This window comes from Caulobacter sp. BP25 (assembly GCF_002737755.1).
GTDB lineage: Bacteria > Pseudomonadota > Alphaproteobacteria > Caulobacterales > Caulobacteraceae > Caulobacter.
Genome location: NZ_PEGH01000017.1, coordinates 265,947 through 291,149 on the forward strand (window position 1 = coordinate 265,947; position 25,203 = coordinate 291,149).

Here is a 25,203-nt window from a genome sequence, read left to right on the forward strand (position 1 = left end):
TGATAGCTAGCAGCTTTGCAGAAAAAGTGAATTCAGGCGAGTAATGCCGCCGCAGCCCTCCTTACATCTCACGGCGAGACGATCGCTGGGCGGGCCGGGTTGCTCAAGGACCGCCCGGAGGGCGGCCGCGGCGCGGCGGCGCGGAGCGCCGTCCCCCGGGACCGGCTTCGCCGGCCCGAGGGCATGCCTTTGACCAACCCGGCCCGCCCAGCACGCTGCAGCCTCCAAGAGATGTAAGGCTTGGCCCGACCTGGGGCGGTCGGGGGCTTAACTGACCAATCCTATTAAACTCCGTCATTCCCGCCCTTGTGGCGGGAACCCCTCTATCCGCCGCAAGTGCGGGAGGGGCGAACCGCTGGCGGTTCGCTGGCGTCTCACGTGGAAGCTGAACCAGGGGTTCTCGCCACAAGGGCGAGAATGACGGTGGGTTTTGTGGGGGTGACGGCGCGATATTGTTCACGCATTGTTCCCCCTTGGGAGAGCGCGCATGGTTCCGCGCGAGGCCTGGGGCGGTCGGGGGACTGAGCGCCGCCACGCTCCCTCTCCCATGGGGAGAGGGTTGGGGTGAGGGGGTACGGCGTCCGACGGCGGGCCGGCACAGCGTCAGCCCCCGTAACCCCTCACCCTCCCCCCGCTGCGCGGCGGGCCCCTCCCTCTCCCTGAAGGAGAGGGATTCCGACAACGCCCCTACTTCCCCAGCCGCACCGGGAACAGCGCTCTCAGCACCGGGTCGCGCAGCCACAGGCCGCCCCACAGGAACAGGCCCAGATAGACGCTGAACAGGGTATGGCTGACCAGCGGGCTCTCGGCGCGCATCTGGGTCGCCATGGCGCCGCCCAAGAGGCCCGTGAACAGCACCGCGCCCAACAGGCGGGTGCGCGGGATCAGGTAGAGCGCCAGGCACGCAGCCTCGATGATCCCGATCGTCAGGGTGTGGCGCGGGTCCCAGCCCAGCTTTTCCAGGGTCCCCGTCGCCGCCGGGTGATGCAGCAGCTTCGGCGCGACCGAGGCGGTGGCGATAAACAGGGCGAACGCCCCCGACAGCATCCATCCGGCCCAGGTCGTGATCTTCTCGCGCATGTGTGTCGTCCCTCCGTTTGGAGCGAGGACGGATGGGGGCGGCGGGAGCCGACAGGGGGCGGGCGAAAATCCTCCCCCCAGCGGGGGAGGTGTCGGCTCGAAGAGACGACGGAGGGGGAAGAGGCCGGGTCAGCAGGTCTTCCCCCTCCGTCCGCTGCGCGGACACCTCCCCCGCTGGGGGAGGATTTTGCCCCTATACGCAGCCGCGTATCCGGAATCGAATCCCACGAAATCAATCACTTCTCACTTTTACACGTCAATCTATCCTCCCCCTCTGGAATGGCGCCCATACTTGTTCTCGCCCCGTCGCGGGGGAGGCCGTCCAGCTGGCGACCGAACGGGCGGCGGGGTGGTCGAGCGGGATGCGGTCCGGCTCGGCGTCGCGGGGCCCGGCGGGCCGGCGGAAGGGCGACAGCTCCGGACGGGGCGGCTCCTTCCGGCGGTCGGGCCGGGGGCCATGCTCGCGACGCCGAGAGAACCGCGCCAGGCGCGGGCTGAAATCGCCCGCGCGGTCCGGGAGGGTCGCTTTCCCTCCCGCCCGCCGAGGGCCTCTTTTCGGAAGCGGGTTAAAACCCCGCGCCCCGAGGGCTTTCGTCCAAACGATCGCGCGGAGCATCCGGGTCTCGTCGAAACGGTAACTCCTACATTTTTCCGGGCGCGCCCCGGAGCTCCGCCGCCTCCCCAGCCCGCCGGCTTTTCCGGCGGAAGACCGTCGCCGCATGTCCAAACCAAGAGGAACCTCGCATGTCCAAGCACAGACCCCCGGCCTCGCCGACTTCACCCCAAACCAGCGCCGTCAACGCCGACAGCTCTATCGAGGCGATCCGCGCCGAGCGGTCCCGGGTCTTCGACGAGCTGATGCGGCGGCAGGAATACAAACTGCTCCAGGCCGTGAAGGCGCGAGTGGAGAGCCTGCCGCCCGTCCCCGAGGCCCACGCCCCGCCGGCCAACGACGGCTGATCCTGGGGGGCGCCTCTACACGAAGTCTTAAGACTTTCGGCCGGCGCGGCCAGGTTTATCCACAGCTCCGCCGGTATAGATATGACGAACCCGAACCTATCAAAGATGTAATCCACCTTTCGCGATTGTAACTTGAGATGAACAGGGGCGGCGGCCACAGCTTTCCTCGTGAGGGGAAAATTGATGACCAAGACCGCGCTTCTGGCGACGACCGCCGCCGTGTTGCTCGCCATCGGCGCGTCGGCCCAGGCCGCCGCCGTGGCGCCGGTCCCCACGGGTCCTGCGTCTCAGGCCCCGCTGGACGACGCGGCCCAGAAGGGCGTGCTGGTCTTCACCCCGGACTTCTTCGCCGCCAACCGTCCAAACACCGCCCAGGACATGGTCGCCCGGGTGCCGGGCTTCACCATCCAGGACGGCGCGGGCACGCGGGGCTTCGAAGGCGCGGTCGGCAATGTGCTGATCAACGGCAACCGCCCGGCCTCGAAGAACGACACGGCCAGCAACGTGCTGGCGCGCATTCCGGCCGACCGGGTCGAGCGGATCGAGCTGATCCGGGGCGGCGCGCCGGGCGTCGACATGCAGGGCTTTTCGGTGGTGGCCAACGTCATGCTGAAGAAGGGCGTCAACCACCAGCAGATCGCCACCTGGAACGCGGCGCTGTTCGACGGCGGCCACGACGTCTATGGCGGCAGCTACCAGTTCACGGCCACCAACGGCGACACCAGCTGGGGCGTGACGCTCAGCGACGGCATCAGCACCAGCGACTCCAACGGCCCGGGCCGCAGCACGCGCCAGGACGGGACGGGCAAGCTGATCCGCGACGAGGCCTATCTGGACGACGGCTATGGCGGCTCGCGCTCGATCCGGGGCAACTGGTCGGGACCGCTGCTGGGCGGCAAGCTGGAAGCCACCGCGCGCCTGGGCCGCGAGGACTGGAACGAGTGGACGCAGCTGACCTCGGCCTCGACCTTCCGCCGCAGCGCCTACAACGACAAGGAAAACACCGGCGAGCTGGGCCTGACCTACGCCCGGCCGCTGGCGCCGAAATGGGCGCTGGAGACGCGGCTGATCCACTCGGTCGAGGACTTCGAAAGCATTGAGACCGGCGACGACAGCTTGAACGGCAAGGCTTCGGCCCAGCAGCGCTTCGTGGCCGAGGGCGATGAGTCGGAGTCGATCTTCCGCGCCCTGCTGCGCCACGACTTCTCGGCGGCCCTGACGCTGGAGGCGGGCGCCGAGGGCGCCTACAACATGCTGGACGTGACCCAGGCCTATAGCGTGGGCGGCGTTGGCGTGCCCCTGCCCAGCGCCTCGGTCAAGGTCGAGGAGCTGCGCGGCGAGGCCTTCACCAAGGCCACCTGGCGCGTGAACCCCAAGCTGACCCTGGAGGGCGGGCTGCGGCTGGAAAAGTCGACGATCAAGCAGTCGGGCGACGCCGATCACGAGAAGAGCTTTTTCTACGCCAAGCCCCGCTTCCTGGCGACCTGGACGCCGGGATCGGGCAGCCAGGTGCGCGTCCGCTTCGAGCGGGAGCTGGGCCAGCTGGACTTCGACGACTTCGCCGCCTCGTCGGACCTGGACGACGGCAATGTCTATGGCGGCAATGTCGAGCTCAAGCCCGAGCAGCGCTGGATCACCGAGGTCGGCTATGAGCGCCGCTTCTGGGGCGAGGGCATCGTCGCCGTCACCTACCGCCATGACGAGATCATCGGCGTGATCGACCGCCTGCCGCTGCCCGGCGGCCTGACGGCAGTGGGCAATATCGGCGACGGCACGCTGGACCGCCTGTCGCTGAACATCGTGGTCCCGACCGACAAGTTCGGGATCAAGGGCGGGCGCCTGACCTTCAAGAACGACTGGAACGAGACCCACGTGAAGGACCCGACGACCGGCCGCGACCGGCCGATCACCCAGGTCCGCCCGACCCAGGCCAATTTCGGCTTCGAGCAGGACATCGCCTCGTGGAAGACCCAGTGGGGCGTGAACTGGCTGCCGCTGCTGGGCCAGAAGACCTATGACGTCGACCAGGTCAGCGGCTGGCGCGGCTCGGCCTATTACGAGGCCTTCGCCGAGTACAAGCCGACGCCGACCCTGGCGATCCGGGCGCAGCTGAACCTCTGGGACGACTTCACGATCCGCCGGACGGTCTTCGCCAACCGCGGGCCAAACCGCACGGTCGCCTTCGTCGAGGACCGCGTGATCAACCCGCGCACCTTCGTCACCCTGCGGGTGCGCAAGACGTTCTGATGAGAGTCCCCTCTCCCCTTGCGGGAGAGGGTGGCCGCCGAAGGCGGTCGGGTGAGGGGTCGCACGGGCTTGGCGGGCAGGCCTTTCAACCCCTCATCCGTCATCCTTCGGATGACACCTTCTCCCGCAAGGGGAGAAGGAACCTACTTTTTGAGACGGGCGATCAGGGCCGCCGTGGACGGATCATGGTCGCCGGCGGCGCCGCTCTCCAGCTCGGGCAGGATGCGGTTGGCCATCACCTTGCCCAGCTCGACGCCCCATTGGTCGAAGGAATTGATCCCCCAGATCACGCCCTCGACGAAGGTCTTGTGCTCGTACAGCGCGATCAGGGCGCCGAAGGTCTGGGGCGTCAGGCGCTCCAGCAGCACCAGGGTCGAGGGCCGGTTGCCGGCGAAGGTCCGCTGTGGAGCCAGGGTGGCGATCTCGGCGTCAGCGACGCCCTTGGCCTTCAGCTCGGCGACGACGTCCTCGGTGGAGCGCCCGACCATGAAGGCCTCGGCCTGGGCCAGCAGGTTCGACAGCAGCTTCTCGTGCATGCCGGCCGGGCCTTCGTCCGACTTGGCCACGCCGATCAGCTCCATGGGCGTGATGTCGGTCCCCTGGTGCATGCACTGGAAATAGGCGTGCTGGACATTGGTGCCCTCGTCGCCGAACACCACCGTGGCCGTGCCCCGCTGGGCGGGCTTGCCGTCGGGGCCGACCGACTTGCCGTTACTCTCCATCTCCAGCTGCTGCAGGAACGAGGCCAGGCGGCGCAGGCGGTGCGAGTACGGCACGACCGAGCGGGCCCGGCGGTCCAGGCCGTTGCGATTGAAGATCTGGGCCAGGGCGACCAGGACCGGGGCGTTCGCCTCCAGCGGCGCGGTGCGGAAGTGCTCATCCATCGCCGCCCCGCCGCGCAGGAAGCCCTCGAAGGCGTCCCAGCCAGCGGCGACGGCCACCGACAGGCTCACCGACGACCACAGCGAATAGCGGCCGCCGACCCAGTCCCAGAAACCGAACACGCGATCGTCCGGCACGCCGAAGGCGGCGGTCTTGTCCAGCGCGGTCGAGATAGCGGCCAGATGCTGGTTCGCTCCCTGCTCGCCCAGGGCCCCGACCAGCCAGGCCCGCGCCGCGCCGGCGTTGGCCATGGTCTCCTGGGTCGTGAAGGTCTTGGAGACCACCATGACCAGGGTCTCCTCCGGATCCATGTCCGCCGTCGTCAGGGCGAACTCGGCGCCGTCGACATTGGCTACGAAGCGCAGGTCAATCTGCGGCTTGACGGGACGCAGGGCGTCCCACAGCAGGCGGGGGCCAAGATCGCTGCCGCCGATGCCGATGTGCAGGATCGCCTTGAACGGCTTGCCGGTCGCGCCCTTGATCGCACCCGAGCGGACGGCCTCTGCAAACGCCTTCATCCGCTGGCGGACGGCCTCGACATCAGCCATGACCGGCTGGCCTTGCGCTTTCACATGCGCGTCGGCGGGAGCGCGCAGGGCGGTGTGCAGCACCGCGCGGCCCTCGGACGAATTGATCGCCTCGCCGCCGAACATGCGGGCGCGGGCGCCCTCGACGTCCGCCGCGTGGGCGAGATCCAGGGCCGCCTCGAGGCCAGCCTCATCCCAGGCCTGCTTGGAGAGATCCAGATGCAGACCAGCCACGTCCAGGGTCAGGGTCTCGAGACGCCCGGGCTCGTCGCTGAAGAAATCGACGATGCGCTGTTCGCCAGCGGCCTTGGCGGCGGTTTCCAGGCGGGTCCAGGCGGCGTCGAGATCGGCCATGGGGCGGCGTCCTTGCTAAGAGAGATCGGAGCTTTCGCACCGGGCTTAGCAAACAGCCGCCGCCGCGTCATGGCGGACCAATGACGTTTTTTCGGCGCGCGGCTTTGGAGGCGCCACGCGCCGATCGCTTAAGCGTCCTTGTACTTTACCGAGCAGCCATAGGGTGTCGCGAACGGCGTGGCGACCTTGCGCCCCGCCTTGACGTCGGTCAGGGCGCCGGCGACCAGATTCTTGGCCCCCGCGATGTCCTCGACCTTGTTGGTCGGCTTGTCGTCGATGGCGCCCTCGTAGACGACAAGACCCGCCTTATCGATGACGAACATGTGCGGCGTGGTCTTGGCCTTGTAGGCGGTCGCGACCTTCCCGTCCGGGTCGAGCAGGAGGGCCGTGGGCTTGGCGCCGCGGGCGTTCATCCAGGACTTGGCGGCCGCGCCGTCCGGGAAGTGGCCCTGCTTGCCCGGCGCGGACGAGGCGATGGTCAGCCAGACCACGCCGTCGGCGCGGGCGGCCTGCTGCAGTCCCTGCATGTTCCCCGCATAGTGCTTCTTCACATAGGGGCAGCCCTCGTTGGTCCACTCCAGGACCACGGTCTTGCTGCGGAACTCGGACAGCGAGCGCGTCTTGCCGTCGGCGTCGACGGCGGTGAAGTCCGGCGCGGGCCGGGCGTTCGCGACGGTGGGAACCAGGACCGCCAGCGGCAGGCTGGCGGCGACGAGACGGCGAGTGATCGGCATATCGGTCTCCAGTTTGATGTCCTCCCCAGCCCGACCCTGCCACAGATCGCAGTTATGCGAAACGGTCGCAAAATTGTCGCCACGGCCGAAACTTCGCCATTCTTGCTTGCTCCCATGGCCACCCGCGCCCAGAAGAACGCGTATTCCCGTTCACTACCGCCTCCCGCCTGATGTCCCGTTTGAAGTTCTCCGCCGCGCTCGCTGGCGCCAGCCTGATCCTCGCCGCCTGCGCCACGCAGACGAATACGACCGTCTACGTGCCGGTCGTGGCCCCGACGCCGCCCAGCTCGCTGACGCCGCAGCCGATCATGCTGTTCAACCAGACCAAGGATGGCCGCAAGCTGTTCACTCTGGACGCCGAGTTCCCGTACTGCGACGTCGAGACGGGAAAGCTCATAGTGGTGCCGCGCTGGTACGTCACCGACTTCGCGAGCGTGCCCTGGTACGGCCAGGCCTTCATCGACCCGCAAGGGCCGACGGCGCGCGCGGCGATCGTCCACGACTGGCTCTACACGATCGGCGAGCCGGGCAAGCGCCAGGAGGCCGACGACATCTTCCTGCGGGCGATGCTGAAGTATGGCGTGCCGCCCTTCCAGGCCAACATCGCGTACAAGGCCGTGCGACTGGGCGGCGAAAAGGGCTATGGCCTGCCGACCGACTGGCGCTTCGTCGATCCCAAGCGGCAAGACCTCGCCCAGCCCGCGCCGTTCGCCAAGCCGCGCACGGGCATGGTCCGCTACCTGCCCAAGTGCCAGGGCTTCACCGCCCTGATCCAGACGGGCTGGCGCGCTTATCCGATCAAGACCGCGCCGATCATCGCGCCGCCACCGGTCGTGATCACCAGGACCCCGCTGGACCAGGTCAAGTCCAAGCTGCCGTTCGGCGGCGGCGACAAGAAGAAATAGCGGCTGCCTTAAGCGCCCGCCTTCTCGATCGCCTCGATGACCATGCCCTCGGTCAGCAGCTGGGGCAGGATCACGGGCTCGCCGCCGCTCTTCGGATAGACCACGTACAGCGGCACGCCGACCCGGCCGAAGTCCGCAAGAGCCTTGGCGATGACCGGGTCGCGATTGGTCCAGTCGGCCTTAAGAAGGACAGCGTTTTCGGCCTTGAAGGCCTCCGCCACCTTGCCGCCGGACAAGGCGACCTTCTCGTTGACCTGGCAGGTCACGCACCAGGCGGCGGTGAAGTCGACCAGGATCGGACGCCCTTCCGCCCTTAGCGCGGCGACGCGCTCGGGCGACCAGGGCTCGGCGACGAGGCCTGGCCCCGACGACGGCGCGGCGGCCGTCGTGGTGGTCGCTGGCTGAGCGGCGAGCGCGGCAGAGATCGCCAGCGCCAAGGCGGCGACCAGGCAAAGGAGGCCGACGACCATCTGAGCCAGGAAGGCCTTGGCCGCCGAGCGGCGGCCTTGCGCCAAGCCGTAAACCCAGGCGCCAAAGGCGGCCAGCACGCCCGCGCCCAGCACCTGGCCCAGCGCGATCGAACCGGCCTGCTGGGCGAAGACCCAGGTCAGCCAGAGCGCCGCGCCGTACATCGGGAAGGCGAGGCCTTTCTTGAGGGTCTCCATCCAGACTCCAGGGCGCGGCAAGCGCTGCAGCACGGCGGGAATGAACGCGACCGCCACGAAGGGCGAGGCGAAGCCCAACCCGAGCGCCGTGAACACCCCCAGCGCCACGACGGCGGGCTGGGTCAAGGCGTAGCCTAGCGCGCCGGCCATGAAGGGGGCGGTGCAGGGCGCGGCCACCACCACGGCCAGTGCGCCAGTGAAGAACGCGCCGAGAAGATCGTCACGCGAAGATGCTCCAGCGCCGACGCCCTGTATCGAGGAGCCAATCTCGAACACGCCCGACATGTTCAACGCAACCAGCAGCATCAGCAGGGCTAGCGCTGCGATCACCAGGGGCGACTGTAGCTGGAAACCCCAGCCCACGGCCGCGCCGCCCGCTCGCACGGCTAGCAATATGCCCGCAAGGATCAGGAATGTCGCCAGAACGCCCGCCAGGAAGGCCAGCCCCTGCGCCCTCGCCTTTCCGGCATGGTGGGCATGGCCGGCCAGGCTGGCCGCCTTCATCGACAGGACGGGAAAGACGCAAGGCATCAGGTTCAGGATCAGCCCCCCCAGGAACGCCAAGACCAGGGCGCCAAGCAGCCCCCCGGGCGCGCCGCCTGTAGAGGCCTTGTCCTTGACCGGCGGGGCGCCCAGGCCGGCCGCAGTGGTGGGCAGTTCGCCCGCTGTCGCCGAGACCTCCCAGGCCGCGCCGCTATCCAAGGCAAGAACACCAACAAGCTCGGTCGGCGCAGTTCCGCCGCCCACAAAGTCATAACCAGGCTTCAGCGTCAGGGTCAGGCCCTCCGGGCCCCGTTCGATCGCCTGGTCGGCCGCGTGTTCAATGACCTTGGACGAGTAGGGAAAGAAATAGGCCCCAGCCATATCCGCGCCCTTGAGAGGGCTACCGGTCACGGCGAGCTTCAGCGCCTGCCCCTCAAGCTTGAACGTTGCCTTCAGGCCTGCGGGCTTGGGCGCCTTGGCCAGAACATCGGCGATCCTGACGCCCCATTGCGGGTCGGGCTTCGGCGCGCCCGCGACGACGGGCAGCAGCAGCGTCAGCTTGGCGTCCTCCGGAATGCAGACCTGTTCGCACACCAGATAGGCGACATCCGCCGTCAGCGAGACGGTCGTTCCCACCTGGGCGTCGGCAGGAGCGGTGATCGGAACAGGGATCAGCACCTCGCCCTTGTAAGCATAGTCCAGCAACGGCCCCAGCCGGGTCTTGACCGGCGTCGGCCAGACCATGTCGCCAGCGCTCCAGCCGGCCGGCAGCGTCCAGGTGATCTTGGTCGGCTCGCCCGCATCGCCGGGGTTGCGCCAATAGGTGTGCCAGTCCTGCTGAATCTTCTGGCGTAGGGCGACATAGATCGTACCGCCTGGCGCGATCCCGGCCTCCTGCGGAACGAGCTGGGACTCGATATGACCGGAATTGACGACAGGGCCAGCGATGGCGGCCCCCGCTAGAAGCGTCGCCGCCACAAGGGCTTTCAGGGCGAGGACAGCTCTCTTGAGGAACATCGGCGACCCGACTTTGTAAAAACGACAGCGCTTTCACACATGGCCCGCCTTGGCGCTCTCGACAATGGTCAAGACGCACCCGACAGTCGATCCAGGAATCATCCGGAGCCGCCCATGCCCGCCGCGTTCGACGATATCGAGATCGGTCAGGTCGTTTCGCTGGGAACGCGGGCGGTCGACGCCAAGGCTCTGGACGCATTCATCGCGGCGTTTACGCCCGGCTGGCCTGTCGAGAACGGCGCCCCCGACGCCATGACCTTCTCGATCTGGACGCGGCTGGACACCGAAGCCAGCGCCGCCTGGCCGCAGACCAAGCGCCTGGGCGTCGACGCCTTGCGCTGGATGCGCAACCCGCCCGTCGGCGAGCTGTTGCGCGGCCGCATGACGGTGATGGGCAAAGACCCAGTGGGCGAAGGAAAGGGCATCGTCATCGCCCAGCATGACCTACTGGACGAGGCCGGGCGTCTGGTCTTCTCCTGCCTGACCCGCAGCATCTTCGCGCGCTAAAGAAAAGGCGGCGGAACCAAAGCCCCGCCGCCCTCTTCGTCTTCAGCTAACGCCGAACCTTAGTTCAGGTTCGCGGCTTCCGCCTGCTTCAGCATGGTCTTGTTGATCAGGCGATCCCAACCCAGCAGCGACACCAGGTGAGCATAGATCTGCGCCAGGGCGCCGTTCTGCTGCAGCTCCTTCAGCTTTTCGGCCGACAGGTTGTTCAGCTTGTCTTCCGAGACGCCGAAGTACTCGGCGACGGTGACGGGCTCGCCGGCGGGAGCGCCAGTCTCGTCCTGAGCCTGGAACGTGGCCTTCTTCAGCTCGAACAGGTCCAGCTCCTTCAGCAGCTGAACGAACGAGTCCGTGCGGCGGCGCTCCAGTTCGAAGTCGTCGCAGAACTTGATGCAGTTCTGAGTGTATTCGGTCGGCTCACCCTTGTCGTCGAACAGGGGGGTCTGGCCGTTCTCGGTCAGCAGGTCCGAGCTGCGGTCGATGCAGACGATCAGGCGGTCTTGCCCGTCATCATTGGCCAGCACGAACGGATAACGGCGGATATAGGCCGGGATGTAGACGTTCGGCTCGACCGACCCGTCCGCGCCGATGAACAGGTTTTCCTGCTGGTTCAAGCCCATCACGGCCAGCGGAACCTTGTCTTCGCCGGCGAAGATGACCGGGAAGGTCAGGGCGGCGGGGGCGAATTCGGAAACCGTCAGCGGCACAGCGGTGCCGGCGGCGGCGAAGCCATAGGGCTTGTCTTTGTGCACCAGCGCCAGCTTGGCGTGCTGCTCGCGGTTCAGCGGCTCGGGCGAGTTGTAGAACAGGACGTTGCCGGTGATTTCGCCGGCGGACTGGGTCGTGGTCATGAAGCGCTCTACGACAGAAATTGGAAACGGACGCTCGAACACTTCGAAGACGACCGCAAAGGCTCGCGGTTCTAGCCGATCCAGCCGGATGCGGCAATCTGGCCGCCGTCGTAGGCGAGTCCGGGGCCCGGTATGGGAGGATCCGGGCCCCGGCGCATGGCGAGCTCTCTAGGGGCTGTTCGAGAACCCGCCTCCGACAGGCGCTAGAAGCGCCAGGCGAAACCGGCGCGGACCGATCGGCCCGCTGCGGGGGCGAAGTCCTTCAGGAACGAGGCGTGCTCCCGGATCGTCGCGTTGGTCAGGTTGCGGCCATCCAAGAACAGGCGCAGCGCCGGATCTTGGAACGGCTTGAAGGTGACCATGGCGTTGACCTGGGTGTAGCCATCGGTCGGCAACTCGAACGTGGAAACGCGGTCCTGCTCGGCGACACGGCGCACCTCGGCCCGAGCCTCGACACGCGGCGCGCTCCAGACGACGCGGCCGGTCAAGGCCCAAGGCGGCACGCGCGCCGGGACACCCAGGTCGGTCGAGCCGCGCACCCAGTCGTAGACGCCTTCCAGCTTCAAAGCGTTCTCACCGCCGCGCCAGGCGACATAGGACGCCTCAACCTCGGCGCCGTGGAACTTGGCGTCAGTCTGGAAGTACTGGAACACCGGCAGGTCGTCCTCGACCGCACCGGTCGGCTTTTCCTCGATGAATCCGTCGTACTCAGCGCCCCACAGGTGGCCCTCAACCCGCAAACGCTCGCCGGTGTAGCGGTAGGTGGCCTCCAGTGAGGTCACCTTCTCGGAATCGAGGGTGGCGTCGCCGACCTCGTAGCCGCCAGTGCCAGGGTGAGGACCATCGGCGAACAGCTCGAACTCGGTCGGAGCACGGCCGTTACGCGACAGGGTCAAGGCCAGGAACTGCTTGTCGGCCGGCTTGTAGAACACGCCCAGCGAAGCCGAGACATTGTCGAACGAGCGCTTTGTGAAGTCGGTCTTCAGTTCGCGGCTGTCGAAGCGCAGGCCCGCGTCGATACCCCAGGCGCCCTTGTCCAGGCGCTGCAGGGTGAAGACGCCGTACTCCTTGATGTCGGTCGACGGCACGAAGGCCTCGTCGCCGATCGCCTCGAAGTGGCGCTCCAGGGCCTGGAAGCCCACAGCGCCCTGCCAGCCATCACGCTCCTTCTGCACCAGTTCCAGGCGGCCTTCGGTGCCGTCGGACAGGAAGCGGGTGCCGACCTCGCCGTCCTCGACCAAGACCTCTGCGTGCTCATACTTGGCGTGGCCGGCCGACAGACGGATTTTGGCGAACGGGCCAAGGTCCACGTCCTGCTCGCCCCGCAGGTCATAGCGGGTCTGCTGCAGGTGGATCGAGACCGGCCCCTCGGCGTCCGGATCGATCGGCGCCAGGATTTGCAGATAGGGCACGCCGTAGGTCGTGTCGGTCCTCTTCACCGCAACGCCAAAATAGCCGCTGTCATGGACGTAGGAGACGCCGGCGCCATAGGCGTCCATCTCGACGTCGGTGTTCTTGACGGTCTTGTCCGGATCAGGCGTCAGGCCGTCGCGCGCCGCCAGGCGGCTAGAGACCGGCGTGGTCGGCACGTCGTAGTCGCTGCTCTCCCGGTGGTCGGCGTCGATAGCGAACACCAAAGGCCCTTTGCCGAACTTGGCCGAGCCGTTGATCGACTTGCCGTCGTCGACCGACGACATCGAACCGGCGATCCGCCCCTCGAAGCCGTTATGGGCGGGACTCGACGGCACCCGGTCGTCGATGATGTTGACCACGCCGCCGATGCCCGAGCCGCCATAGGCCAAGGTCGAGGGGCCACGCAGAACCTCGATGCGCTCGGCTTCGCCCAGATCGGACGCCACCGCATGGTCGGGCGAAAGCGAGGAGGCGTCGACCTGGCCGACGCCGTTCTCCAGGATCATCACTCGCGGACCTGACAGGCCGCGAATAATCGGCCGGCTGGCTCCCGGGCCATAGGCGGTCGAACGCAGACCAGGCTGGCCGTTCAGCGTGTCCCCCAAGCCGGCGGGGGGGCGACGTCCAGCTGGTCTCGCGTGATGATGTTGACGCTGCTGGTCACCGTATCGAGGGAAATGGCGTAGGGCGCGGCGGTGATCACCACCTTGGAGACTTCGGTGCTCTCCGAGTCAGGCGCCGGAGCTGCCGGCGTCTCGGCATGGGCGGAAACAGCGGCGGCGAGCGCGAGCAGGCTCGCGGCGGAAAGGACGGCGCGACGGAGCATGGGAAGTCCTAGAAAGGTACGATGTGGCCGATAGAACGGCCTCACGGGAGGTGTTATGAAATAACATATCCTCTCGTCAATCCGCTTTTCCGCTGCCTCTGTTCTTGACGCGGGTTTTGTCGCTCGCTCTGTGGGCGGATGACATCAAGGATGCACGCCATGCCTCGTTTCGTGCTCATCGCCGCCATCGCGCTCCTCGCCGGCTGCGCGCGCTTCGACGCCTCGCCCACGCCCGTCGCCACCGCCCCGCCGTCGACGGGCTGGACCAAGCCGCCGCCGGGCTATCTGGCCGGGAATGGCGGCATCGACGCCACCGCCATCATCGGCGCACCGCCCGCGCCGAACTCGCCGCGCGGAAAAGCCGAGCGCGTACAGTTCGAAGAGAGCCGCAAGCTGGTCAACACGTCCGTCTGGACCCAGGCGATCGCCGACGCCGACCTCTCCGGCAAGAACGGCCTGAAGAGCTTTTCCTGCGCGGCCGGCGTGACTCTCAGCGCCGAAGTGACCCCAACCCTGGCCAGCATGCTTCTGCGCATGACCGACGACGCGGCCAAGATCTACCAGCCGGCCAAGCGCGCCTATCAGCGCGCGAGGCCGCCCGTGGGCAATACGGCGCCGATCTGCGTGCCGCGCGAGCCGTGGATCGCGACCGACGGCTCCTATCCCTCCGGACACGGCATGATCGGCTGGGCCTGGGCATCGGTGATCGCCGAACTCGTCCCGGAGAAGGCCAGTCCCGTCCTGGCGCGCGGCAAGGCCTTTGGCGATAGCCGGATCATCTGCGGCGTTCACTTCCAAAGCGACGTCGAGGCCGGCCGATACCTGGGGTCAGCTCTGGTGACGCGCCTGCGCGACGATCCCGCCTTCATGTCGGATCTCGCAAAGGCGCGAGCCGAGGTGGCGGCGTCGAAGGCGAATGGGCCGCCAACGGACTGCGGCGCTTAAGGTTTGGAGACGTAGACGATGTGAGGGCGGAGCGGGTGATCCTCCGCCAAGCCGGGATGGTCGAAGTCGCGCGCTGGGTCGTGGCTCATGCCGATCCGGCGCATGACGTTCTGCGAGGCCAAGTTCGTCCGCGCCGTGAAGGCGACGATCTCGGGCAACCCCACAGTCTCGAAGCCATAGCCAAGCGCCGCCTTCGCCGCCTCGGTGGCGTAGCCTTGGCCCCAGGCCTCGGGAAGGAAACGCCATCCGATCTCGACGACGCGGCCCAGGCCAACCTCCGGCGGCGTCCACCAGATGCCGGTCATGCCGACAACGGATAAATCCGCCTGGCGCTCGACGACCCAGAAGCCGAAGCCGTGTTCGGTCTGATGAGCCTGGACGCGATCGACGAAGGCGTCGCTCTCGGCGCGGTCGCGCACGCCGCCCAGCCACTCACCCACCCTCGGATGGGCGTTCAGCGCGGCGATGGCGCCGCGATCGGCGTCGACCGCCGGACGCAGGGTCAGGCGGCCCGTTTGGATCACGCGGGGCGGCCGCTCGACAGGGCCGTGTAGAACTCCGGCCGCCGGTCGCGGAAGAAGCCCCAGGCGGCGCGGTGCGTCGTCAGAAAGTCGAGATCGAACGTCGCGTTGACCAGGCCTTCGTCCGCGCGCCCCAACTCCGAGACCAGGTCGCCGCGATGGTCGGCTATGAACGACGAGCCGTAGAAGGTCTGCCCCCCGTTCGGATAGCCGTCCCACGGCTCGAAGCCGATGCGGTTGGCGCCGATCACCGGAATGACGTTCGAGACAGCGTGGCCCTGCATCGCCCGCCGCCAGGGCAGGGCGGTGTCAAGGCTGGCGTCATGCGGCTCGCTGCCGATCGCGGTCGGATAGAACAGGGCCTCGGCCCCCATCAGCGCCATGGCGCGGGCGGCTTCCGGGTACCACTGGTCCCAGCAGATACCGACGCCGATGCGCCCAAACCGCGTGTCCCAGACCTTGAAGCCCGTATCACCGGGCCGGAAGTAGTACTTCTCCATATAGCCGGGGCCGTCGGGGATGTGGCTCTTGCGATAGACGCCCATCAGCGAGCCGTCGGCGTCGGCCATCACCAGACTGTTGAAGTAGTGCGGCCCCTCACGCTCGAAGATCGAGATCGGGATCACCACGCCCAGCTCGCCGGCCAGCGGCGCGATCGCCTTGACCACCGGGTGCTCGCGCCACGGATGAGCCTGCGCAAACCAGCGCTCCTCCTGGGCGACGCAGAAGTACGGCCCCTGGAACAGCTCCGACGGCAGGATGACCTGAGCGCCCTTGGACGCGGCCTCGCGGATGAAGGCCTCGGTCTTCTTGATGTTGGCCTGCAGATCCATGCCGTACGAGGTCTGGATCGCGGCGACGCTGAGCGTGCGGGCCATCAGGCGGTCTCCGGCTCTTGTTGCGAGATGCAGTGGAACGAACCGCCGCCGGTCAGGATGGCGGTGGACGGCAGGCCGATGACTTGGCGCTCGGGGAACAGACCCTTGATCACCTCGACGGCGAAGGCGCCCGACTCCTCGGCGTAGATCGGCACGATGACCGCCTCGTTGGCGATCAGGAAGTTCATGTGCGAGGCCGGGATCGGCTCGCCGTCCTCGTCCAGGAGCTTACCGGGCGACGGGATGCGAGCGACCTGCACGGGCGAGCCCCGGCTGTCGGTCAGGCCGGCCAACAGACGGGCGGTCTCGGCATAGACCTCCGTGTTCGGATCATCGGCGCCATAGGCCATCGGGCAGGCGACGACGCCGGGCGCCACGAAGCGGGCCAGGTTATCGACGTGGCCGTCGGTGTGGTCGTTCAGCAGGCCATCGCCCAGCCACAGCACCTTCTTGGCGCCCAGGGCGGCGGCCAGGGCGGCGGCGGCCGAGGCCTCGTCCCAGCCCGTGTTGCGGTTGTCGTTCAACAGGCACTGGCGGGTGGTCAGGATGGTGCCCAGGCCGTCATGGTCGAGCGCGCCCCCTTCCAGGATGAAGTCGTTGCGGGCCAGCGGCGTGCCCGAGGCGGCGGCGATCTGCTCGGCGACGATGTCGTCGCCCTCCAGGCTGTACTTGCCGCCCCAGCCGTTGAACTTGAAGCCGGCCGCGACCGCCTTGCCGCTGTCGTCGACGAAGATCGGACCGGTGTCGCGCAGCCAGATGTCGCCGAACTGCCCCCGGACGATCTCGACGGCCGTGTCGGACAGCAGGGCGCGGGCGGCCGCCTCGGCCTCGTCCCCGACCACCATCAGGCGCACGCGCTCGCCGCCAGGACCCGCCAGGGCGCGAGCGAGGTCGGCGACCTCCTGCTGGGCCTGCTCAAGATCCTCCTGCCACAGCTCGGCGTGGCTGGGGAAACCCACCCACATGGCGCGGTGCGGAGCCCACTCGGCGGGGACGATCACGGTCATTCGAAAACCCAATGAAGGGGTGGGGGAAAACGAAGGGGGCGCAGATGGCCCCTCCGGGGCCTGGGGTCAAGCCGAGCCTAGTTAGCAAACCCTCGTGACAAAGAAAAAGGGCGGCCCGGGTGGGGCCGCCCTTTCCCAGCTGTCGCCAGCTTAGAGTGCTTAGAACTCGGTGCGCAGGGTCACCTGGACGGTGCGCGGCGAGCCGACGTGGTACGTCGGCGGCGAACCGGAAAGCGTACCGGTGCCGGTGACGATCCCCGAAGCGGTGCTACGCGAGCTGATCGAGCCGAAGTACTCTTCGTCGAACAGGTTGGTGACGTTGAGCTGGACGTACGTCTCCTTGGCGAAAGGCAGATTGTAGCGCACGTTCATATCGACGATCGAGTAGGCCGGGGTCTTCTCGTCGTTGACGTCGGTCGACCAGCGCTCACCGGTGTACTTGGCTTGGACGCCAAACTGCAGATTTTCGGTGATGTCCCAGTCAACACGGCCAGACCAGCTATATTCCGGAGTCTCGACGATCTGCTTGCCACCGGTCGGCAGCACGACGGTCGACGAGATACGGAAGTCGTCCTTGATCTCGCTGTTGTTGTACGAGAACGAGCCGCTGACACGCAGGTACTCGGCCACTTGCCAAGCGGCTTGGGCGTCCAGGCCATAGCCCTTCACCTTGCCGACGTTGCGGTCGATTTGGATGCCTTGGTCGGCGTCGTAGGAGCTGACGATCCGGTTGCTGAAGTCGGTGGCCCACAGCGCGACCGAGGACAGGAAGGTCGGGGTCGAGAAGCGGTAGCCAATGTCCACCGACTTGGTGGTTTCCGGTTCGACGCCGGCCGGCTGGACTTGGCCGTTGACCAGCGAGACCGTGTACAGGTTGTCGGTGCGCGGCGACGAGAAACCTTCGGCGTACGCGGCGTAGACCACATGGCTCGGCGCAACCTCATAGGTCACGCCCAGGTTCGGAAGGACGTCGTCGTACTTCTTGGTGGCCGAGAACGGCTTGATGTAGCGCTGGTTCGCCGCGACCGTGCCCGTGACGAACTGGACCGTGCCGTCGGCATTGGTCTGGGCCACGGCTTGGGTCGTGCAGTAGGCGTTGAAGCCGGCGGGGACGCCCGAACCAGTCGTATTGGCATTCGGCGTGTAGCAGAACTGATTCAGTTCACGCTTGAAGAAGGGCGCGCGGACGCCGAGGTTGACGGTCAGCTTGTCATCCAGGAACCGGCCGTTGTAGTCGGCCGAGACTTGGTTCAGCTGAGCGATAGAAAAGCGGTCGCGATTGCGCAGGAAGCTGCCATCGGCCGTGGCGACCTTGGCGCCGTGGCCATCCTTGCCGCCAAAGATGTTGGTGGTCGTACCGTCGGCGTTTAGCGTGGTGAATTCGCCGGTCTGACGGTGACGGCCGTAGTCACCCGTATAGGCGATCCGGAAGCGTTGATTGTCCGCAGCCTGCCAGATCAGCGAGCTGGTGACCATGTAACGACGGGTGTTGGTGACCGAAGGCGTGAAGAACGCAACGGTGTCGGCGGTGTCGCCGTCGCCGTTCAGGTCCTTGCCAACCGTACCCCTGCCACGCACGCGACCGTCGGTTTCAGAGATCGTGCCCAGCTGCGAACCGCCGTCGGCCAGGGTGTATTGGAACGACGGGTCGATCGTCCAGATCACGTTCGGGCCGAGGTGGAACTTGCCCGCGCCGCGGATGTTGCCGGTGTTCGACGGGTTGACCTGACGGCCGTAGAAATCCGAGCAGTTGCCCGGGACGGTCGGCGCGGCCTGGGTGATCGTCGCCGTGGCGGCGTTGACCGTGCGGTTAACGCAGGTGTCGGTGAAGTCGAGCTTACGGCCGAAAGCGCGGTACTCCGCCATCGACATCTGACGGTAGTTATTGTTGCGGTTCTCGTTGTAGTGCGCGGCCAGGCTGACGAAATCGCCGTTGCCTAGATCTTGATACAGACGGGCGTTGAACTGCTTCTTCTCGAGCGTGCCCTTGCCCTTCCACTTGTCGTACTTCTGGTACGAACCAGCGACCCAGGCGGTGGTGCCCCAGGGGCCGAACTCACCCGAGTTGAGCATCGCGAAACCACGACGATAGTTGAAGCTGCCGACCGAAGCGGTCGCGAGACCGCCAAATTCCTTCGTCGGCTTGGCGGTGATGTAGTTGATCGTGCCACCCGTGGCCGAAGCGGTCGGGCTGTCGACATCGGTCGTGCCCAGATTGACGCTGGCGCGGCTGATCAGTTCGCCGTCGAGCATCTGGTTCGGGTAGACGGCGTAGTTGCCGGTGTCGTTCAGCGGGATACCGTCGAAGGTGACCGAGACGCGGTTGCCGTCGAAGCCGCGCAGGCGCAGGTTGCCGCCCGAAGAGCCGTAGGGGTCATTGTTGGTGAAGCTGACGCCCGGCAGTTGGTTCAGCGACTGGAAAATCGTCTGACCCGTCGCCTGGGTCGCGATGAATTCCTGGGTGATCGTCGCCTTCGACTTCGGAGCCGTTTCCTGGGCGATGCCGCTGATGGCCCTCTGGCCCGCAGCCGTGATGGTCACGCTGTCGAGCTCGGTCGAACCCGTCGATTGGGCCATGGCCGCGCCGGCGGTCAGAAGGCTGCCGACCAGGGCGGTCGTCGCCAGGGCGAAGTTTTTCATTTTCATACGGAAGGATCCCCTCTGTTCTTCGAAGCGCCCAGGCTTGGAAGCACGGTCTCGCGTCGTTTGGGGCCGTTTACAGAAAGTTTTCGAAGGTTTGGTGACGGAAAGGCCACGCCGGCCCAGAAACTGTCACAATGCCCCGGAAACGCGGAAGAATTGGTCATATTTTTCTTACTTGTTTAATCAGGCGTCATGACAGCCCACCCAGACTCAGCCCCGCAAATCGCCGAAAGCCGCGCCTGGCGAATAACCCTGCTGATGGTGGCGGGCCTGACGGCGGTGCGCGTTGCGGCGCTGTTTTCGACGCCGCTGGAGCTCTATCCGGACGAGGCGCAATACTGGCTGTGGTCGCGCGAGCTGGCGTTCGGCTACTTCTCCAAGCCGCCGATGATCGCCTGGCTGATCTGGCTGACCACAACGATCGGCGGAGACGCCGAGGCCTGGGTCCGCCTTTCGGCGCCCTTGCTGCATGGCGCGACCGCGCTTGTCATCCACCAGATCGCCCGTCGCCTCTATGGCGGACGGTCTGGCCTTGTGGCGGCGGCGATCTACAGCTTGATGCCGGGCGTCGTGCTGTCGTCAGGCCTGATGGCCACGGACGCCCCCCTGCTCTTCTTCCTGTCCCTGACGATCTGGGCCTATGTCAGCCTGGCGCACGCCAACGCCCCACGTCGCTACGCCGTCGCCGCAGGCATGGGAGCGGCGCTGGGCCTGGCCTTCCTGTCGAAGTACGCCGCCGTCTACGCGCTCGGCAGCATCGTCCTTCACGCGCTGATCTCTCGCCAGGCGCGTCAACGCTGGTGTCCCGCTACGATCGTGCTGTTCGCCCTGGCCTTCGTTCTGACCCTGGCGCCGAACTTCGCCTGGAACGCCAGCCATCAATTCTCGACCGTCAAGCACACCGCAGCGAACGCAAACTGGGGAGCGCAGCTCTTCAATATCCGTGAGCTGAGCGAGTTCCTTCTCTCGCAGTTCGGCGTCTTCGGCCCCGTCCCGTTCGGGGTGCTGCTGGGCGGCGCCATCTGGCTTGGCGTGAAGCGAAAGATTCAGTCGCCGGACCTTCTGCTTCTGTGCTTCAGCGCGCCCCCCCTGATCATCGTCGCGGGCGAGGCCTTCGTCTCCCGCGCCAACGCCAACTGGGCCGGCGCGGCCTTCGTCGCCGGGTCGGTCCTGACCGCCGGCTGGTTGTTGCGCTGGAACGCGCGCCGATGGCTGATCGGCGGACTGACGTTGCAGGCGCTATTCGCGACCTTCTTTGTCGTTTGCATGGTCAACCCGCGCGCGGCCGACGCCGTGGGTCTCTCGAACGGTTTCAAGCGCGTACGGGGCTGGGATCAGACCGTCCAGGCCATCATCGACCGAACACGCGAGGAACAAGCTCTGCGCGGCGGGGTCAGCGCCGTCGCCATGGACGACCGTTTCCTCTACAACGCCGCCGCCTACTACGGCCGCGACTACTTCGGACAGCCCGGCGCGCCGCCTCTGCGCATGTGGGTGCACGAGGCCTATCCCCAGAACCAGGCCGAGACCGAGGCCCCGCTCGACGCCGCCTACGGCCGCCGCGCCCTGGTCGTCAGCCTGGAGGGCGGCTATCGCCCCGAGATCGAGCAAGACTTCAAGGCGACCTCGGGCCTGCAGATCTCGCGCGTGCGCCTCGACAAGAAGCGCGCGCGCAGGATCGACCTGTTCATCGCGGAAGGCTTCGCGCCCCTGCCTCGCGACCCTGTCAGCGGCCTGCCGCCGAAGCCGAAGCGCGAATAGTTCGGCGCGGCTGGGTTTAGACCGCCGCTTCGAACGCGGCTTCCGTCTTGGCCTTCACCTCATCGACGGTCACGCCCGGCGCCAGCTCGATAAGCCGGACCGGCGTCTTGCCGCGATTGATCTCGAAGACACCCAGCTCGGTGATCAGAAGGTCGACCACGCCCGCGCCGGTCAGCGGCAGGGTGCAGGCCTTCAGGAACTTGGAGGCGCCGGACTTCTCGCAGTGGTCCATGACCACCACCACGCGCTTGACGCCAGCGACGAGGTCCATGGCTCCGCCCATGCCCTTGACCATCTTGCCGGGCACCATCCAGTTGGCGAGGTCGCCGTTTTCGGCCACCTGCATGCCCCCCAGGATCGACAGGGCGATGTGGCCGCCGCGGATCATGGCGAAGCTGTCGGCGGAGCTGAAGTACGAGCTGCTGTCGAGCTCGGTGATCGTCTGCTTGCCGGCGTTGATCAGGTCGGCGTCTTCCTCGCCCTCATAGGGGAAGGGGCCCATGCCCAGCATGCCGTTCTCGCTCTGCAGCGTCACATGCATGCCCTCGGGGATGTAATTGGCCACCAGGGTCGGGATGCCAATGCCCAGATTCACGTAGAAGCCGTCCTGCAGCTCCTTGGCGGCGCGGGCCGCCATCTCATCGCGGGTCCAGGCCATTACGCGGTCTCCTGAGTTTTTTGCTCGTGGGGGCGAGTGGTGACCCGCTCGATGCGCTTTTCGAACTTCGCGCCCTTGATGATGCGGTCGACATAGATGCCGGGGGTATGGATGGCGTCCTTGTCCAGATCGCCGATCTCGACCAGCTCCTCGACCTCGACGACGGTGGCGCGGCCGGCCGTGGCCATCATCGGATTGAAGTTCCGCGCGGTCTTCCGGTAGATCAGGTTGCCCTCGGCGTCGCCCTTCCAGGCCTTGACGATCGACAGGTCGGCGGTCAGGCCGCGCTCCATCACGTACATCTCGCCGTCGAACTCGCGGACTTCCTTGCCCTCGGCCACCAGGGTGCCGTAGCCGGTGCGCGTGAAGAAGGCGGGGATGCCCGCGCCGCCCGCACGGATGCGCTCAGCCAGGGTGCCCTGCGGATTGAACTCCAGCTCCAGCTCACCGCTCAGGTAGAGCTGTTCGAACAGCTTGTTCTCACCCACATAGGACGAGACCATCTTCTTGATCTGGCGATTTTCCAGCAGGATGCCCAGGCCGAAGCCGTCGACGCCGCAATTGTTGGAGACGACCGTGAGGTCCTTGACCCCCGCCTCGCGGATCGCCGCGATCAGGTTCTCCGGGATGCCGCAGAGGCCAAAGCCCCCGGCCATGATGGTCATGCCGTCCTTGAGCAGCCCGGCCAGGGCCTCGACGGCGTCTTTCTTCACCTTGTCGACCATGGTGTCTCCCTTGTCCCGACCTGCTAGTCGAGTGATGGGCGAACCGTGTCGCCCGAGCCATGAAGAAATTCAACCCTTGATGAATTGTTTTTCCGGAAGGGCTGCCTGATGTCCGACGCTAACACCGGCTCGGTGACACCCGCCACCTCCGGCTTGCTTTTGGTGTTGGCGCATCCGGCGCTTGAACGCTCGCGCGCCAATCGCGCCCTGGCCAAGGCGGCCAAGGGCCTTTCCGGCGTCACTTTCAAGGACCTCTACGAGACCTATCCGGACTTCGTGGTCGATATCGAGGCCGAGCAGGCGGCGTTGGTGACGCACGACGTCGTCGCCCTGCAGTTCCCACTTTTCTGGTACTCGACGCCCTCGCTGATGAAGGAGTGGCTCGACGTCGTCTGGCTGCACGGTTTCGCCTATGGCGAGGGCGGCGAGGCGCTGAAGGGCAAGAAGCTGTTCGTGGCATGCACGACCGGCGGCACGGCCAAGGCCTATCACGCCCACGGCTACAACCGCTTCACCATGGACGAGTTCCTGCGCCCTTGGGAGCAGACCGCCCATCTGTGCGGGATGGACTGGGAGACGCCATTCGTCGTGCACGGCGCCTCGGTCAAGGACGACGCGGCCTTGAAGGCCGAGGCCGAACGCTACAAGGCGCGGGTGGCCTCGCTGCTGCCAACGCAACAGGCTTCGGGAAAGGCGGAGGCTTAAGGCGTCATGGAAAACTTCCTCACCCAGGCCCTGGTCTATCTGGGCGCGTCCGTCGTCTCGGTGCCGATCGCCAAGCGCCTAGGCCTTGGCTCGGTGCTCGGCTACCTGATCGCTGGCGTTGTCATCGGTCCCTACGCCCTTTCGCTGGTGGGCGCCCAAGCCGACGTCATGAAGTTCGCCGAGTTCGGCGTTGTCATCCTGCTGTTCCTAATCGGCTTGGAGGTTCGCCCTTCAATGCTGTGGGACATGCGCAAGACCATCTTCGGCCTCGGCGGCGCCCAGGTCGCGGGGACGGCGCTCACCATCGCGGCGGCCTCGCTGGCTCTGGGCTTGCCCTGGCAGACGGCCTTGGCCGTAGGCCTGGTTCTGGCGATGTCCTCCACCGCCATCGTGCTGCAGACCCTGGACGAGAAGGGCCTGAGGCAGGGCCCTGTGGGTCGCGCGGCGTTCGGAGTTTTGCTGCTTCAGGACTTGGCGGTCATCCCGCTGTTCGCCCTCCTGCCCCTGCTGGCCACCGTGGTACCCGCGGCGCATGCGGAGGCCGGCGGGCACGGTGGCGGCAATCTCGTCGCTCACCTGCCGGTCTGGGCCCAGGGCTTGTCGGTGTTCGCGGCCGTGGCGGCCGTGGTCGGCGGCGGACGATATCTAGTCCGGCCCGTTTTCCGCTTCATCGCCAAGGCCCGCCTACGCGAGATCTTCACCGCCTCGGCTCTGCTGATCGTCGTGGCGGTGGCCAGCCTGATGCAGATGGTGGGCCTCTCACCCGCGCTCGGCGCCTTTCTGGCCGGCGTTGTCCTGGCCGAAAGCGAGTTCCGTCGCGAGCTGGAGACCGACATCGAGCCCTTCCGAGGCCTCTTGCTGGGCCTCTTCTTCATCACGGTCGGCGCGGGGGTGGACCTGCCGCTGGTCGCTCGCCAACCCTTGACGCTGCTTGGCCTTGTGATCGGCCTGATGGTGCTGAAGTTCCTGGTCATGTACGGCATCGCCCGCCTGTTCGGCGCGCCCAAGCGCGGCGCGATGGCGGTCGCCACGGCGCTCGCCCAAGGCGGCGAGTTCGCCTTCGTGCTGCTGAGCTTCACGGTTGGGGCGGGCGTGATCGGCGCGCCATTGGCCGCGCTGCTGACCGCCGCCGTGGCAGTCTCGATGGCGCTGACGCCGCTGGCCATGATCCTCTATGAGCGCGTGGCGGCCTTGATGGACGCGGCCATTCCGGACGTGACGCCCGATACCGGTGATTTCGATGACGGCGAACCCGACATCATCATCGCTGGCTTCGGTCGCTTCGGACAGATCACGGGCCGCCTGCTCTCGGCGAACGGCTTCAAATCGACGGTTCTGGATAGCGACATCGAACAGATTGAGCTGCTGCGCCGCTTCGGCCGCCGCGTGCACTATGGCGACGCGACGCGCCTCGACCTGCTGCGGGCAGCCGGCGCTGATCGGGCGCGGATGCTGATCGTCGCCCTGGACGATCGAGAGAAGACAGTCGAGCTGGTCGAGACGGCGCGCAAGGCGTTCCCCGATCTTGTTATCCTGGCGCGCGCCTGGGACCGTCGTCACGCCTACGACCTGCTGGCTAACGGCGCGGACGCCGTGGAACGCGAGACCTTCGAATCCGCCCTCGCTCTCGGCGCGACCGCGCTTCAGAAGCTGGGCTTCCGCGCCCATCGCGCCCACCGCGCCGCAGCCTACTTCCGTCGCCACGACCGGCGCGTGTTCGAGGAGCTGCGTCCCATGTGGGGCCAGGAGGAGGCCTACATCCTGGCCTCGCGCGACGCCGCCAAGACGATGGACCGCCTTCTGGACGCCGATCTGCACCGGATGCGCCCCGGCGACGGGGCCGGCGCGTGGGATACGGCGAGCCTGGACGAGGAGTTGCGCGAGCGGGCGCAGCAAGAAGGCGCTGACTAGG

The 25,203-nt window shown here is 66.9% G+C and carries 20 protein-coding genes and 2 pseudogenes; 9 read left to right on the plus strand and 13 right to left on the minus strand.

What is annotated here, in order from left to right:
* Positions 1–65: 65 nt before the first annotated feature.
* Positions 66–137 (plus strand): annotated as a pseudogene (locus tag CSW59_RS20615) (hypothetical protein); the annotation flags it as partial.
* Between the two features lie 550 nt (positions 138–687).
* Here CSW59_RS20615 and CSW59_RS11410 read toward each other — a convergent pair.
* A pseudogene (locus CSW59_RS11410) lies at positions 688–1,152 on the minus strand (DoxX family protein); the annotation flags it as partial.
* A 672-nt stretch (positions 1,153–1,824) separates the two neighbouring features.
* Between CSW59_RS11410 and CSW59_RS11420 the strand changes: the two are divergent.
* The gene (locus CSW59_RS11420) at positions 1,825–2,040 is read left to right on the plus strand and encodes a hypothetical protein (RefSeq protein WP_099444150.1); all 216 of its coding nucleotides are present in this window, start codon (positions 1,825–1,827) and stop codon (positions 2,038–2,040) included.
* 180 nt (positions 2,041–2,220) lie between these two features.
* Positions 2,221–4,287: a TonB-dependent siderophore receptor gene (locus CSW59_RS11425; protein WP_099444151.1), complete on the plus strand. Its 2,067-nt coding sequence runs from the start codon at positions 2,221–2,223 to the stop codon at positions 4,285–4,287.
* Positions 4,288–4,430: 143 nt separating this feature from the next.
* On the opposite strand, the gene pgi is transcribed toward CSW59_RS11425, so the two are convergent.
* Together pgi and CSW59_RS11435 are read right to left on the minus strand one after the other, a co-directional pair.
* Positions 4,431–6,050 (minus strand): glucose-6-phosphate isomerase, encoded by a 1,620-nt coding sequence (gene pgi / locus CSW59_RS11430; RefSeq protein ID WP_099444152.1) that lies wholly within the window; start codon positions 6,048–6,050, stop codon positions 4,431–4,433.
* A gap of 128 nt (positions 6,051–6,178) precedes the next feature.
* Positions 6,179–6,784, minus strand: coding sequence for a thioredoxin family protein (locus tag CSW59_RS11435; RefSeq protein WP_099444153.1), 606 nt, complete (start codon positions 6,782–6,784; stop codon positions 6,179–6,181).
* Positions 6,785–6,954: 170 nt separating this feature from the next.
* Here CSW59_RS11435 and CSW59_RS11440 point away from each other — a divergent pair, with 170 nt between their 5' ends.
* Positions 6,955–7,689 (plus strand): DUF1353 domain-containing protein, encoded by a 735-nt coding sequence (locus CSW59_RS11440; RefSeq protein WP_201722782.1) that lies wholly within the window; start codon positions 6,955–6,957, stop codon positions 7,687–7,689.
* Positions 7,690–7,697: 8 nt separating this feature from the next.
* Here the strand turns inward: CSW59_RS11440 and CSW59_RS11445 are convergent, their stop codons facing one another.
* Positions 7,698–9,854, minus strand: coding sequence for a protein-disulfide reductase DsbD (locus CSW59_RS11445; RefSeq protein WP_099444154.1), 2,157 nt, complete (start codon positions 9,852–9,854; stop codon positions 7,698–7,700).
* Between the two features lie 114 nt (positions 9,855–9,968).
* On the opposite strand from CSW59_RS11445, the gene CSW59_RS11450 reads away from it, so the two are divergent.
* Positions 9,969–10,361, plus strand: a complete 393-nt coding sequence (locus CSW59_RS11450) for an acyl dehydratase (protein WP_099444155.1) — start codon at positions 9,969–9,971, stop codon at positions 10,359–10,361.
* 59 nt (positions 10,362–10,420) lie between these two features.
* On the opposite strand, the gene CSW59_RS11455 is transcribed toward CSW59_RS11450, so the two are convergent.
* The 3 genes from CSW59_RS11455 to CSW59_RS21860 all read right to left on the minus strand — a co-directional run bounded on the left by CSW59_RS11455 (position 10,421) and on the right by CSW59_RS21860 (position 13,448).
* Positions 10,421–11,209, minus strand: coding sequence for a SapC family protein (locus tag CSW59_RS11455; protein ID WP_099444156.1), 789 nt, complete (start codon positions 11,207–11,209; stop codon positions 10,421–10,423).
* Positions 11,210–11,412: 203 nt separating this feature from the next.
* On the minus strand, positions 11,413–13,227 hold the full coding sequence (locus tag CSW59_RS11460) for a TonB-dependent receptor domain-containing protein (protein ID WP_236632208.1): 1,815 nt from the start codon (positions 13,225–13,227) through the stop codon (positions 11,413–11,415).
* Complete coding sequence (locus tag CSW59_RS21860) at positions 13,212–13,448, minus strand: hypothetical protein (RefSeq protein ID WP_236632209.1); 237 nt, start codon at positions 13,446–13,448, stop codon at positions 13,212–13,214. The genes CSW59_RS11460 and CSW59_RS21860 overlap by 16 nt, the downstream gene beginning before the upstream one ends.
* Before the next feature lie 159 nt (positions 13,449–13,607).
* On the opposite strand from CSW59_RS21860, the gene CSW59_RS11465 reads away from it, so the two are divergent.
* A complete protein-coding gene (locus tag CSW59_RS11465) occupies positions 13,608–14,393 on the plus strand; it encodes a phosphatase PAP2 family protein (protein ID WP_099444157.1) in 786 nt (261 codons plus the stop codon).
* Here CSW59_RS11465 and CSW59_RS11470 read toward each other — a convergent pair.
* From CSW59_RS11470 to CSW59_RS11485, 4 genes are all read right to left on the minus strand, one after another.
* Positions 14,390–14,917: a GNAT family N-acetyltransferase gene (locus CSW59_RS11470; RefSeq protein ID WP_099444158.1), complete on the minus strand. Its 528-nt coding sequence runs from the start codon at positions 14,915–14,917 to the stop codon at positions 14,390–14,392. The genes CSW59_RS11465 and CSW59_RS11470 overlap by 4 nt on opposite strands.
* Positions 14,914–15,792: an N-carbamoylputrescine amidase gene (gene aguB, locus CSW59_RS11475; protein ID WP_099444159.1), complete on the minus strand. Its 879-nt coding sequence runs from the start codon at positions 15,790–15,792 to the stop codon at positions 14,914–14,916. Before aguB ends, CSW59_RS11470 begins: the two co-directional genes overlap by 4 nt.
* Complete coding sequence (locus CSW59_RS11480; RefSeq protein WP_099444160.1) at positions 15,792–16,799, minus strand: agmatine deiminase family protein; 1,008 nt, start codon at positions 16,797–16,799, stop codon at positions 15,792–15,794. Before CSW59_RS11480 ends, aguB begins: the two co-directional genes overlap by 1 nt.
* A 159-nt stretch (positions 16,800–16,958) precedes the next feature.
* Complete coding sequence (locus CSW59_RS11485) at positions 16,959–19,445, minus strand: TonB-dependent receptor (RefSeq protein ID WP_099444161.1); 2,487 nt, start codon at positions 19,443–19,445, stop codon at positions 16,959–16,961.
* A 189-nt stretch (positions 19,446–19,634) separates the two neighbouring features.
* Between CSW59_RS11485 and CSW59_RS11490 the strand changes: the two genes are divergently transcribed.
* Positions 19,635–21,203: a glycosyltransferase family 39 protein gene (locus CSW59_RS11490; protein WP_099444162.1), complete on the plus strand. Its 1,569-nt coding sequence runs from the start codon at positions 19,635–19,637 to the stop codon at positions 21,201–21,203.
* A 16-nt stretch (positions 21,204–21,219) separates the two neighbouring features.
* Here the strand turns inward: CSW59_RS11490 and CSW59_RS11495 are convergent, their stop codons facing one another.
* Both CSW59_RS11495 and CSW59_RS11500 read right to left on the minus strand, forming a co-directional pair.
* A complete protein-coding gene (locus tag CSW59_RS11495) occupies positions 21,220–21,861 on the minus strand; it encodes a 3-oxoacid CoA-transferase subunit B (protein ID WP_099444163.1) in 642 nt (213 codons plus the stop codon).
* Positions 21,861–22,586 carry a CoA transferase subunit A gene (locus tag CSW59_RS11500; RefSeq protein ID WP_099444164.1) on the minus strand — a complete coding sequence of 242 codons (726 nt, stop codon included), beginning with the start codon at positions 22,584–22,586 and terminating at the stop codon, positions 21,861–21,863. The genes CSW59_RS11495 and CSW59_RS11500 overlap by 1 nt, the downstream gene beginning before the upstream one ends.
* A 108-nt stretch (positions 22,587–22,694) precedes the next feature.
* Here CSW59_RS11500 and CSW59_RS11505 point away from each other — a divergent pair, with 108 nt between their 5' ends.
* The gene (locus CSW59_RS11505) at positions 22,695–23,291 is read left to right on the plus strand and encodes an NAD(P)H-dependent oxidoreductase (protein ID WP_099444568.1); all 597 of its coding nucleotides are present in this window, start codon (positions 22,695–22,697) and stop codon (positions 23,289–23,291) included.
* 6 nt (positions 23,292–23,297) lie between these two features.
* Positions 23,298–25,202: a monovalent cation:proton antiporter-2 (CPA2) family protein gene (locus tag CSW59_RS11510; RefSeq protein WP_099444165.1), complete on the plus strand. Its 1,905-nt coding sequence runs from the start codon at positions 23,298–23,300 to the stop codon at positions 25,200–25,202.
* Position 25,203: the final 1 nt, after the last annotated feature.

Excerpts from the sequence above, each read along its gene's own strand:
- CSW59_RS11510 (WP_099444165.1), top strand. The coding sequence starts at position 23,298 with ATGGAAAACTTCCTCACCCAGGCCCTGGTCTATCTGGGCGCGTCCGTC.
- CSW59_RS11495 (WP_099444163.1), bottom strand. The coding sequence starts at position 21,861 with ATGGCCTGGACCCGCGATGAGATGGCGGCCCGCGCCGCCAAGGAGCTG.
- CSW59_RS11485 (WP_099444161.1), bottom strand. The coding sequence starts at position 19,445 with ATGAAAATGAAAAACTTCGCCCTGGCGACGACCGCCCTGGTCGGCAGC.
- CSW59_RS11465 (WP_099444157.1), top strand. The coding sequence starts at position 13,608 with ATGCCTCGTTTCGTGCTCATCGCCGCCATCGCGCTCCTCGCCGGCTGC.
- CSW59_RS11420 (WP_099444150.1), top strand. The coding sequence starts at position 1,825 with ATGTCCAAGCACAGACCCCCGGCCTCGCCGACTTCACCCCAAACCAGC.
- CSW59_RS11440 (WP_201722782.1), top strand. The coding sequence starts at position 6,955 with ATGTCCCGTTTGAAGTTCTCCGCCGCGCTCGCTGGCGCCAGCCTGATC.
- CSW59_RS11455 (WP_099444156.1), bottom strand. The coding sequence starts at position 11,209 with ATGACCACGACCCAGTCCGCCGGCGAAATCACCGGCAACGTCCTGTTC.
- aguB (WP_099444159.1), bottom strand. The coding sequence starts at position 15,792 with ATGGCCCGCACGCTCAGCGTCGCCGCGATCCAGACCTCGTACGGCATG.
- CSW59_RS11500 (WP_099444164.1), bottom strand. The coding sequence starts at position 22,586 with ATGGTCGACAAGGTGAAGAAAGACGCCGTCGAGGCCCTGGCCGGGCTG.
- CSW59_RS11445 (WP_099444154.1), bottom strand. The coding sequence starts at position 9,854 with ATGTTCCTCAAGAGAGCTGTCCTCGCCCTGAAAGCCCTTGTGGCGGCG.
- CSW59_RS11450 (WP_099444155.1), top strand. The coding sequence starts at position 9,969 with ATGCCCGCCGCGTTCGACGATATCGAGATCGGTCAGGTCGTTTCGCTG.
- CSW59_RS11505 (WP_099444568.1), top strand. The coding sequence starts at position 22,695 with ATGTCCGACGCTAACACCGGCTCGGTGACACCCGCCACCTCCGGCTTG.
- CSW59_RS11490 (WP_099444162.1), top strand. The coding sequence starts at position 19,635 with ATGACAGCCCACCCAGACTCAGCCCCGCAAATCGCCGAAAGCCGCGCC.
- CSW59_RS11435 (WP_099444153.1), bottom strand. The coding sequence starts at position 6,784 with ATGCCGATCACTCGCCGTCTCGTCGCCGCCAGCCTGCCGCTGGCGGTC.
- pgi (WP_099444152.1), bottom strand. The coding sequence starts at position 6,050 with ATGGCCGATCTCGACGCCGCCTGGACCCGCCTGGAAACCGCCGCCAAG.
- CSW59_RS11480 (WP_099444160.1), bottom strand. The coding sequence starts at position 16,799 with ATGACCGTGATCGTCCCCGCCGAGTGGGCTCCGCACCGCGCCATGTGG.
- CSW59_RS21860 (WP_236632209.1), bottom strand. The coding sequence starts at position 13,448 with ATGCTCCGTCGCGCCGTCCTTTCCGCCGCGAGCCTGCTCGCGCTCGCC.